The following is a 9,734-nucleotide window of genomic DNA, read 5'->3' as shown; positions in this document are numbered from 1 at the left end:
ATATTAAATATATAATATAATATTTTTATCGAAACCTTTTTTTAAGCGATACCGTTATTATTGATAACTTTTTACCTTATAAAAATAAGTTCGAAAGTAAAAAAGAAGTTTAACTGCTTTGCAGACTGTAGACAAAAAGGAGTCGGCAGATAGGCCAGCTCCTTTTAATTATTTTTTATATAGATTTAAAACAAAAAAATACAGATTTTTCTGTTTTCCATAGCCATGTGGCTAGTTTCTTTAAATTCATAATAGTTTATATAATTAGTATAAAAAAACTGCAAACAATACTAAAAATTCAGTAATTTGTCTACAGTCTAAACAAAGTATTTTAACTACTTTGTTTTCTATTCATATTTTCGGCTAACTAGTTATTCACTTTTTCTTTTACACTTTTTTCGATTATCGGCTCACTGACTTTTTTATTCCAGAAATCAATTAAAGGTCCTGTGAAAAACGCATTGATTACTGTTCCAATACCAACTGGACCTCCAAAAATAAATGCTAAAATAACAAAAAAGATATCTTGTATAACTCTCACTATACGATACTGAGCTTTAGTACGATCAACGATAATTGGAGCAATTGCGTCATATGGGGCATTCCCTAGTTTTGCCGACATATAAAACGATGCGCCAAAAGTAAAGATCACTACGCCGAAAACAAGTAATAGCCCTTGTGAAAGTAGAGTGATTTTAATTGGAAAAAACGTTGTGTAGATCCACGTATAAAAATCAATAAAAAAACCTGTAAGGACCATATTTATCACGGTTCCTATACCAATGTATTTTCTTCCAAAAATAAAAACAAGTCCTAGAATAATGATATTCACAATCAGTTGATAAACACCTAATGAGAGCCCAAGAACAGCACCAATACCAATATTTGCTGCAGTATATGGATCTAATCCTACTTGACCTACACGTAAAGTTGCCGCACCAAAAGCTAAAATTGCTACTCCAATTAAAGCATACATGGAACGAAGTATAATTTCTTTCATAGTCCTATTTTCTTTCATCATCTAACCCCTCAATTCTATTTACCTTTTAAGTATCTCAAAAAAGTAGCGAAAAGACCAAGTATTCAGCTTTATTTATAAAAAAATAGAGCTGAATTTACACTCAACTCTATTTTTCTTCATTAATTTTTAGCGATATCTTTTAGTGCAGCTTGAGCTAACAAGTTCAAGTAGTTCCAAGGACGATCAAAATGTGGCTGGAAGAAGAAATCTGATAACGCAAGATCTTCAACAGTCATTTCATTTTGAACAGCTAATGATAATGTATTAGCTGATTGGGTAATGTCATACTTAGACATTAATTGTCCGCCTACGATACGATTTGTTCCTTTTTCATAAACTAGTTCCATCATGACATTTTCAGTTGTCGGCATGAATTCTGGACGATAGTTATCCTCAAATTGTGTTGCATCTACATCTAAGTTGTTCATTTTTGCACTTTCTAATGTAACTCCTGTTGAGCCGATTTTCCAGCCAAATAAATATAGACCAGAAGTTCCTTGTGTCCCACGATAAGCTAGTTTTTCTTCGGTTAAATTGTAACCTACTAACATACCTTGACGAACAGCGTTTGTCGCTAGTGGAATATAATTAGTCGTGTTACTTGGATTATAGTGTACAACTGCACTATCACCAGCAGCAAGAATATCAGGATTGCTTGATTTCATAAACTTATCAACCACAATAGCTCCATTAGGTAACATATCGACTTTATCTTTAAGTAAGGTTGTATTTGGACTGAAACCAACACACATAATAACCATATCCGCTTCGAATTCTTGGCTAGGAGTAATTACTTTATTCACATGGCCACTTGCATCAGCTTTAAATTCTTGAACATTCTCACCCAGCGCTAAAGTTACACCGCGATCGACAAGTTCTTTTTCTAAAACATCTGTAAAAGGCTTATCTAAATATTTATTTAAAATACGATCCAAACCATCGATCAAAGTAACTTCTTTACCAGATTCTACAAATGCTTCCACCAATTCGATTCCGATATATCCGCCGCCTACAACGACAACTTTTTTGGCATTTTTTGCACGTTCGATAATCACATTTGCTTGATTAAAGTTTTTACATAATAAAATATTCTCAGCTTCGATTCCTTTGATTGGCGGAATAATTGGCCATGAACCTGTTGTCATAACTAATTTATCATACGAAACAGTTTCTTCAATACCCGTGTGTAAATCTTTTGCAGTGACTGTTTTATGATCAACATCGATTGTTTCGACTTCATGTTCCATTTTAACTGTAGCACCTAGAGACGCTAGTTCTTCAGGACTTGAATAGAATAAGCTGCTAGCCTCCTTCACTACTCCTCCAACGTATAAAGCAATCCCACATGATAGAAACGATACATTATCATTTCGCTCATAAACGGTTACCTCCGCGTTTGGGTGATTTGTTAAAATACTTTTGACTGCAGCTGTTCCTGCATGCGTACATCCTACGACTACGACTTTCATTTTGTAAATCCCTTCTTTCAAGTTAAATTTTTCACCAACAAATCTAGTTTGAATCTATTGGTATACTAAAAATATAACAAAGTAGAAAGCCATATTCGAGTTCTTTGCTTGTGAAACGCTAACTTATTTTTTCACAAACTCTTTCTTTCTTAACCTATTTTTCATCTGCACAACCTAAAAACTAATTTAAAATGCTGTTTTTACAATAAAAAAAGCTGAGAAATTAACATTTCTCAGCTTGTGAAAATAAATTGCTATTCATTTACTGCAGCAATAATTTCTATTTCAATAAGAACATCTTTTGGTAAGCGGGCTACTTCAACGGCTGAACGAGCAGGTAATTGGTTTGTAAATGCTCCTGCGTAAACGTCATTAAAAGCTGTAAAATCGTTCATATTCTTTAAAAAACACGTTGTTTTGACAACATGGTCAAAATCACTGCCAACTTCTTCTAAAATTGCTGCAATATTTTTAAGAACTTGTTCTGCTTGTTCTTCTATTGTAGTACCAACAACTTCCCCGGTTTCAGGACTTAAAGGAACTTGACCTGAAGCAAATAATAAGCCATTTACAATGTTTCCTTGTACATAAGGTCCGATCGCTTTTGGTGCTTTATCTGTTTGGATTGATTTCATTTTATCCCTCATTTCATTCTTTTTTTGCTTTTTGACAGTCCGGACATAGACCATATAATTCTAATCTATGTTCATTAATTTCAAATCCAGTCAATTTACTTGCCGCCATCTCTACATCTTCCAAGCCTGGATAATGGAAATCGACGATTTTACCACAATTCTGACAGATCGCATGATAATGTTTTTTGGAACTGAAATCAAAACGGCTAGACGCGTCACCATAATTCATTTCTTGAACAAAACCAATATCAGTAAACAAACGTAAATTGTTATAAACAGTCGCAACACTCATATTTGGAAAACGATCTTCTAGTGAACGATAAATTTCATCTGCTGTCGGATGACTATGATTCTCAATGAGATATTCTAAAATTGCATATCTTTGAGGAGTAATACGAATATTGGCTTCTTTTAATTCTTCAAGTGCATTCTTTACCAATATATTGTCCATTTGGTTCCCCTCCTAGTCTTCTTTCTTAAATGATACTATTTCTAATCTATCTTGACAAGAATAATTGTATAAATAGTATAGGAAATATCATGTTTATCGCTGTTTTCAGTGAATTTGAAAAATATTACATACTTTTTGGATTAGTTTAGCGCGATAAAAAAGGAAGTCGTAACTCTACGCTTCCTTTTTTAAATAAACTATTCAGAAAAATTATATAGTGCAGTTGAAAGATACCGTTCGCCGTTATCAGGAATAACAGTCAGTACTTTTTTCCCAGCACCTAATTCTTTAGCTACTTGAATTGCAGCATGTACAGCTGCTCCTGCCGATATCCCGACTAATAATCCTTCTTTAACTGCTAATTGTCGCGCTGTTTCCATTGCATCTTCACTAGGTACTGCAATTACTTTCCCATATATCTCTGTATCTAAAACTTTAGGAATGAACCCTGCACCGATTCCTTGAATTTTATGTGGACCTGGAGCCCCACCTTCCAGAACAGGTGATTCTGTTGGCTCAACGGCAACAATTGAAATTTTTGGATAGACTCTTTTTAATTCTTTCCCAACTCCGGTTATTGTTCCACCCGTCCCAATTCCAGCAACAAAAGCATCCAAACCAGCTGGCCCAAATACATCTTGGATTTCTTTTCCAGTTGTTTTTTCATGTGCTTCTGGATTAGCAGGATTATCAAACTGCATAGGCATAAAGTAACCATCTTTTTCTGACAGTTCTGTGGCTTTAGCAATTGCCCCTTTCATCCCTTCAGCACCAGGTGTTAACAATAACTCAGCCCCATAAGCTTGCATTAATTTTCTGCGTTCGATACTCATTGTATCCGGCATAACAATTACGACATTATACCCCTTTGCAGCACCGACCATCGCTAAACCGATACCAGTGTTTCCGCTTGTTGGTTCTACGATTGTATCACCTGTTTTAAGTTGTCCGTTTTTTTCAGCTTTTTCGATCATACTTAATGCAATTCGGTCTTTTACGCTTCCCCCAGGATTGAAAAATTCAAGTTTCACAAAAATATCAGCTGCTCCATCCGGGACAATACGTCCTAATTTTACTATAGGTGTCTTACCTATTAATTCAGTAACAGAATTAAAAATTTGAGTCATGATCCATTCCTCCATTTTAGTATTCGTATAAGCAAAAACTTTCTTGTGTTTATAATAGCTCATATCGCTTCATCTGGCTATCATTTTGCTACTATATCCTAATTGCTACAAACTCTTTATACATTTTTAATAAAAATGTTGTATAGTAAAGAGGACATTAAATTTAGTAAATAGGAGTTACGTCATTTATGAAAATTAAAAATATTAGTCCACGAGGCTATTGTTATGGTGTTGTTGACGCAATGGTTATTGCCAGAAATGCATCTTTGGATGAAAATTTACCACGACCAATCTATATTTTAGGGATGATCGTTCATAATAAACATGTAACTGATGCTTTTGAAAGTATTGGAATCCATACCTTAGATGGCGATAACCGAGAAGATATTCTATTTCAAGTCGATCAGGGAACCGTTATTTTTACAGCTCATGGAACTTCACCCAAAGTAAAAGAACTAGCGGTGGAAAAAGGATTAACTGTTATTGATGCGACTTGTCCTGACGTGATGATTACACATGAACTAATCGCTGAAAAAGTGTCAGAAGGTTATGAGATTATATATATTGGAAAAAAAAATCATCCTGAACCTGAAGGAGCGCTAGGCGTTTCTCCGGAACATGTTCATTTAGTTGCCAATCTAGCTGATATTGCTACTTTAAAGTTAGCTGCTGATAAAATTTTTGTGACTAACCAAACAACTATGAGCCAATGGGATGTTAGTGATTTGATGGATTCGATTCAAGAGAAATATCCTCACGTGCTTATTCATAAAGACATCTGCAAAGCTACCCAAGTTCGTCAAGAAGCGGTCGTTGAGCAAGCTCAAGGGTGTGATTTGACGATTGTTGTTGGTGATCCAAAAAGTAATAATAGTAATCGCTTAGCTCAAGTTTCTATCGAACAGGCAGGTGTTCCTGCTCAACGGATATCTGACGTTTCACAAATCGATACTACGTGGTTAATTGATGTCGAACAAGTAGCCGTGACAGCTGGTGCTTCTACCCCTACCCAAATTGTCAGAGAAGTTATTGACTATTTAAATCAGTTTGATACAAATGATTCTACAACACATATTAAACGTTCGTGCATAACTGCTGAATCGATTTTACCTAGACCTAGAATAAAGGACCTGACTAAAAATCGCGAGCGACGTTTACAAGAGTTACGATCAGGCAAACGATAAAAAAATAAAGCTTCCAACAATCTGTCATTTTCATGACAGATTGTTGGAAGCTTTTCTTTATGCGACTTGTAACACTTGTCCTACGGTGATCAACTCAGCAGTTATACCATTTGATGCCATAAGTTGGTCAACAGAGATACCGAATCTTTCGGCAATTCCCCAAAGAGTATCTCCAGAAGCTACAGTATAAGTTTGAGCTGTGGTGGTTGCACTACTTTGTCCAATAGCAGATTGATCCGTTACTGAACTTTCACTCGTTACAGCTGCAGCTGTATTTCCACTATCATAGGTAGTTAAACCATATGCAGAAATCAACCAATTTAATTTCCCAGCATAATTGGGATCTGTGGCATAACGGCCAGCCAAAGCTGCTGTAGCATCCATGTAGCTAGTCGTATTACTTTTCCAAACACCAGAATAATGATAGTTTCCACTAGATGCTAACGTTGTTTTAAGAACATTAGCGTGATCTTGAAACGACTCAGTATACGATGGATAACTTCTAAATGGTTCAGTCACTGTTACCCATTGGCCATTCAAATATTCTGAAGTAGGCATATAAACTGTTTGCCCGCCATAACTTCCCTTTACACCAAATAAATTATAATTCGGAGCTGCGGCTAAACCTGAAGTACCGTAACTACTTTCTAATAATGCTTGTGCAATCATAACAGATGCGTACAAATCGTTAGCGTCAGCTACAGAAGCTGCTGAATATCCAATAGAATCAATAAATGCTTGTTGTGAAACTTCTCCTTGTGCTTCAACTTCTGTTGCTTGGGCACCTAAAGGCAATAAACTTCCTGCGATTGGAAGAAATACTAACGAAGTTCCTACCACAGACGCAACCCGTTTGCGGTTAATTTTATGCTCTTTTTGTTGGTGCCTACTACTTCTTGTTTTGATCTCGTTCATTCACTTGTTCCTCCTCAATAGAACATCATATCATCATTCTACTCGGGGATTTTTTTATAAACAATTATTTACTCCTAAAATTTGAAGATTTAAAGTGAGTGTAATCCAGCTGAAATTTTTGTTTTATTGATTGCCTCAATATTTGTTCCATCCGTTTTACATAGTGTCTATTATTCAGGTGCATTTTTTCTATAAGTACCTTTGTTCTTCGTTTATTAACTTTTTTTAATAATTAAAAATAATATTACGATTATTACTTTCATATTACAGAAAAAATCACAAAATGGCTCGAGTCGAATTGAAAAATTGTTGATCTGGTTTAGTCGGAGTGCCTTGTTATAGTAAAAAAGTAGAAATTCACGAAATGTGAACGTCTACTTTTTTTGTTTTTTTATAAATTATTATATTTTGATACTACATTTTCAACTGTAAAACCGAATTCTTTCAATACTAGATCGCCAGGAGCTGAAGCCCCAAAGTGATTTATCGTAACAGTTGTGCCAGCAGTTCCGACATAACGTTCCCAACCAAATGGTGAAGCAGCCTCGATTGCAATTCGCTTAGTCACATCTTTAGGTAAAACAGATTCTTTGTATTCTGCTGTTTGTTTTTCAAACAAATCAAAACTTGGCATCGAAACAACCGAAACATCTTTTCCTTGTTCAGCTAATGCTTTTTGTGCTTCGATTGCTAAGTTCACTTCTGAACCTGTCGCAATCAAGATTCCTTCTGGTTTTTCACCTTTTTGTTTAGAAATTACATAAGCACCTTTTTGAACAAGCTCACCTGCGTTTTCTTTTGTGCCTTCAATAACTGGTAAGTTTTGACGACTTAGAACTAAGATTGTAGGAGCATCTTTTGTTGTCATTGCGATTTTCCATGCAGCAACCGTTTCGTTACCATCTGCTGGACGAATTACTTGTACACCTGGCATACAACGGATACTTGCTAATTGTTCGACAGGCTCATGGGTTGGGCCATCTTCGCCAACTGCCACAGAATCATGGGTCAATACATACGTTACAGGAGTATTTTGAATCGCTGCTAAACGTACTGCAGGACGTAAATAATCAGTAAAGACGAAGAATGTTCCACCATAAATACGGCTTCCTCCGTGTAATTGAATCCCATTCATTGCAGCTGCCATGGCAAACTCACGAACACCAAACCAAATATTACGGCCTTCGTATTGACCAGGCTCGAAATCTTTTTCTGATGCAACCATTGTATTATTTGAAGCAGACAAGTCTGCAGAACCACCCCAGAAACCTGGTACAGATTTAGAAATTGCTTGAATTGTCTCTTTACTCGTAACACGGCTAGCCGCACTTGATCCAACGTCATATGTGGGTAATTCACTATCCCAGTTTTCAGGAAGTTCATCGGCGAACGCTTGTTTAAATTGTCTAGCCAATTCAGGATGTTCTTTTGTATAGTTTGCAAACATGTTGTTCCATTTATCTTCAGCTTTTGCGCCTTCTTCGATCATTGTTTCTTTAAAGCGAGCAGCGACTTCATCTGGAACTGTAAAATCAGGATATTCCCAACCATAAACAGCCTTAGCAGCCGTAATTCCTTCTGCTCCGATCGGTGCACCGTGAACAGAAGATGTACCTTCTTTTGGAGCGCCGTAACCGATGACCGTTTTGACTTCAATCAGTGTTGGTTTATCTAATTCAGTTTTTGCGGCTTCAATCGCTTTAGAAATCGCTTCTAAATCATTACCATCTTTTACTAAGATATGTTGCCAACCATAAGCTTCATAGCGAGCACCAACATTTTCTGTGAAAGCTTTGGATGTTGGACCATCTAAAGAGATATCATTTGAATCGTATAACACAATCAGCTTACCTAATTTCATATGGCCAGCCATAGAACTTGCTTCTTGAGAAACACCTTCCATCAAGTCACCATCACCACATAATGCATACGTATAATGATCAATAACGGGGAAACTATCACGGTTATAGGTTGCAGCAGTGTGTGCTTCAGCCATCGCCATACCAACAGCCATTGCAATTCCTTGGCCTAAAGGACCAGTTGTCGCTTCAACACCATCTGTATGATGTACTTCTGGATGCCCAGGAGTCTTGCTATCCCATTGACGGAAATTTTTCAGATCATCAATTGTTACATCATAGCCCGCTAAGTGTAGTAAACTATAAAGCATTGCAGATCCATGACCAGCAGAAAGAATAAAACGATCTCTATCTACCCAATTTCTTGATGTTTTTGGGTTTACTTTCAAGTGTTTTGTCCAAAGTGCATAGGCCATAGGTGCTGCCCCCATTGGTAATCCTGGGTGTCCTGAATTTGCTTTTTGAACTGCTTCGATACTCAATGTACGAACTGTATTGACGCCTAACTGATCAGTGTTGTCGAACAAAAAAATCATCTCCTATTTAGGTTTTTTTTACCTTTATTAACTACATTTTATCGTATTTCGGTTATGAAAGCAATTACTTTTAGTAAAAAAAACTAAAATTATTTTCTATCGTGCAATCCTTTTTCCTTTTGAATCTCTTTCAGCTTCTCTGGCGTTACATCATTTCCTTTAGGATCAACTACTTTCATCCCTTCGATATGATGACGCATTCCACCGCGAAAAGCAGCTAGATATTCTTGGCGAAGTACTTTTTGCTCTTCTTTTTCTTTCTCAGTTAATTCATTTTCTTTCGCTTTTTTTGCAAGTTCATTGATGCGGTCCATTTTTTCTGACGATAACATATATTTTTGCCTCCTTATTTTAAAAGCTGAACAGGTCCATTCACCCTTTTTCCGAAAGGCGAATCCATGCGACTAAACAAGTTTACTTTCCATGTCTATCTTATAAGATGAGCACCAAAAATACAACTATATTCATATAAAAATATGGAACGATTACGTTTATTTAAAGAAAATACAGTTTCTTACTTTTGTCTTTTTTTATCAA

Annotated in this window: 9 protein-coding genes; 1 reads left to right on the top strand and 8 read right to left on the bottom strand. The window is 36.1% G+C overall.

Features of this window, described 5'->3' with window-relative positions; genetic code table 11:
• Window positions 1-367: 367 nt before the first annotated feature.
• The 5 genes from BCR21_RS01235 to cysK all read right to left on the bottom strand — a co-directional run bounded on the left by BCR21_RS01235 (window position 368) and on the right by cysK (window position 4,703).
• Complete coding sequence (locus BCR21_RS01235) at window positions 368-1,021, bottom strand: YczE/YyaS/YitT family protein (RefSeq protein ID WP_240488051.1); 654 nt, start codon at window positions 1,019-1,021, stop codon at window positions 368-370.
• 119 nt (window positions 1,022-1,140) lie between these two features.
• On the bottom strand, window positions 1,141-2,490 hold the full coding sequence (locus tag BCR21_RS01230; RefSeq protein ID WP_069644703.1) for an NADH oxidase: 1,350 nt from the start codon (window positions 2,488-2,490) through the stop codon (window positions 1,141-1,143).
• Window positions 2,491-2,744: 254 nt separating this feature from the next.
• Window positions 2,745-3,125 (bottom strand): RidA family protein, encoded by a 381-nt coding sequence (locus BCR21_RS01225; RefSeq protein WP_069644702.1) that lies wholly within the window; start codon window positions 3,123-3,125, stop codon window positions 2,745-2,747.
• A gap of 13 nt (window positions 3,126-3,138) precedes the next feature.
• Window positions 3,139-3,576 (bottom strand): peroxide-responsive transcriptional repressor PerR, encoded by a 438-nt coding sequence (perR, locus tag BCR21_RS01220; protein WP_069644701.1) that lies wholly within the window; start codon window positions 3,574-3,576, stop codon window positions 3,139-3,141.
• 197 nt (window positions 3,577-3,773) lie between these two features.
• Window positions 3,774-4,703, bottom strand: a complete 930-nt coding sequence (gene cysK / locus BCR21_RS01215; RefSeq protein WP_069644700.1) for a cysteine synthase A — start codon at window positions 4,701-4,703, stop codon at window positions 3,774-3,776.
• Between the two features lie 188 nt (window positions 4,704-4,891).
• Here cysK and BCR21_RS01210 point away from each other — a divergent pair, with 188 nt between their 5' ends.
• Window positions 4,892-5,887, top strand: coding sequence for a 4-hydroxy-3-methylbut-2-enyl diphosphate reductase (locus tag BCR21_RS01210; protein WP_069644699.1), 996 nt, complete (start codon window positions 4,892-4,894; stop codon window positions 5,885-5,887).
• Window positions 5,888-5,944: 57 nt separating this feature from the next.
• On the opposite strand, the gene BCR21_RS01205 is transcribed toward BCR21_RS01210, so the two are convergent.
• The 3 genes from BCR21_RS01205 to BCR21_RS01195 all read right to left on the bottom strand — a co-directional run bounded on the left by BCR21_RS01205 (window position 5,945) and on the right by BCR21_RS01195 (window position 9,529).
• Window positions 5,945-6,802, bottom strand: a complete 858-nt coding sequence (locus tag BCR21_RS01205; RefSeq protein WP_069644698.1) for a glucosaminidase domain-containing protein — start codon at window positions 6,800-6,802, stop codon at window positions 5,945-5,947.
• Window positions 6,803-7,193: 391 nt separating this feature from the next.
• Window positions 7,194-9,188 (bottom strand): transketolase, encoded by a 1,995-nt coding sequence (gene tkt, locus BCR21_RS01200; protein WP_069644697.1) that lies wholly within the window; start codon window positions 9,186-9,188, stop codon window positions 7,194-7,196.
• Between the two features lie 98 nt (window positions 9,189-9,286).
• Window positions 9,287-9,529, bottom strand: a complete 243-nt coding sequence (locus BCR21_RS01195) for a DUF896 family protein (RefSeq protein ID WP_069644696.1) — start codon at window positions 9,527-9,529, stop codon at window positions 9,287-9,289.
• Window positions 9,530-9,734 lie beyond the last annotated feature (205 nt).

It is taken from the genome of Enterococcus ureasiticus, assembly GCF_001730285.1.
In the GTDB taxonomy this organism is placed as follows: Bacteria; Bacillota; Bacilli; order Lactobacillales; family Enterococcaceae; genus Enterococcus_L; species Enterococcus_L ureasiticus.
This window is presented reverse-complemented; position numbering and strand designations above follow the sequence as displayed.

Excerpts from the sequence above, each read along its gene's own strand:
- BCR21_RS01235 (WP_240488051.1), bottom strand. The coding sequence starts at position 1,021 with ATGATGAAAGAAAATAGGACTATGAAAGAAATTATACTTCGTTCCATG.
- perR (WP_069644701.1), bottom strand. The coding sequence starts at position 3,576 with ATGGACAATATATTGGTAAAGAATGCACTTGAAGAATTAAAAGAAGCC.
- BCR21_RS01210 (WP_069644699.1), top strand. The coding sequence starts at position 4,892 with ATGAAAATTAAAAATATTAGTCCACGAGGCTATTGTTATGGTGTTGTT.
- cysK (WP_069644700.1), bottom strand. The coding sequence starts at position 4,703 with ATGACTCAAATTTTTAATTCTGTTACTGAATTAATAGGTAAGACACCT.
- BCR21_RS01230 (WP_069644703.1), bottom strand. The coding sequence starts at position 2,490 with ATGAAAGTCGTAGTCGTAGGATGTACGCATGCAGGAACAGCTGCAGTC.
- BCR21_RS01195 (WP_069644696.1), bottom strand. The coding sequence starts at position 9,529 with ATGTTATCGTCAGAAAAAATGGACCGCATCAATGAACTTGCAAAAAAA.
- BCR21_RS01225 (WP_069644702.1), bottom strand. The coding sequence starts at position 3,125 with ATGAAATCAATCCAAACAGATAAAGCACCAAAAGCGATCGGACCTTAT.
- BCR21_RS01205 (WP_069644698.1), bottom strand. The coding sequence starts at position 6,802 with ATGAACGAGATCAAAACAAGAAGTAGTAGGCACCAACAAAAAGAGCAT.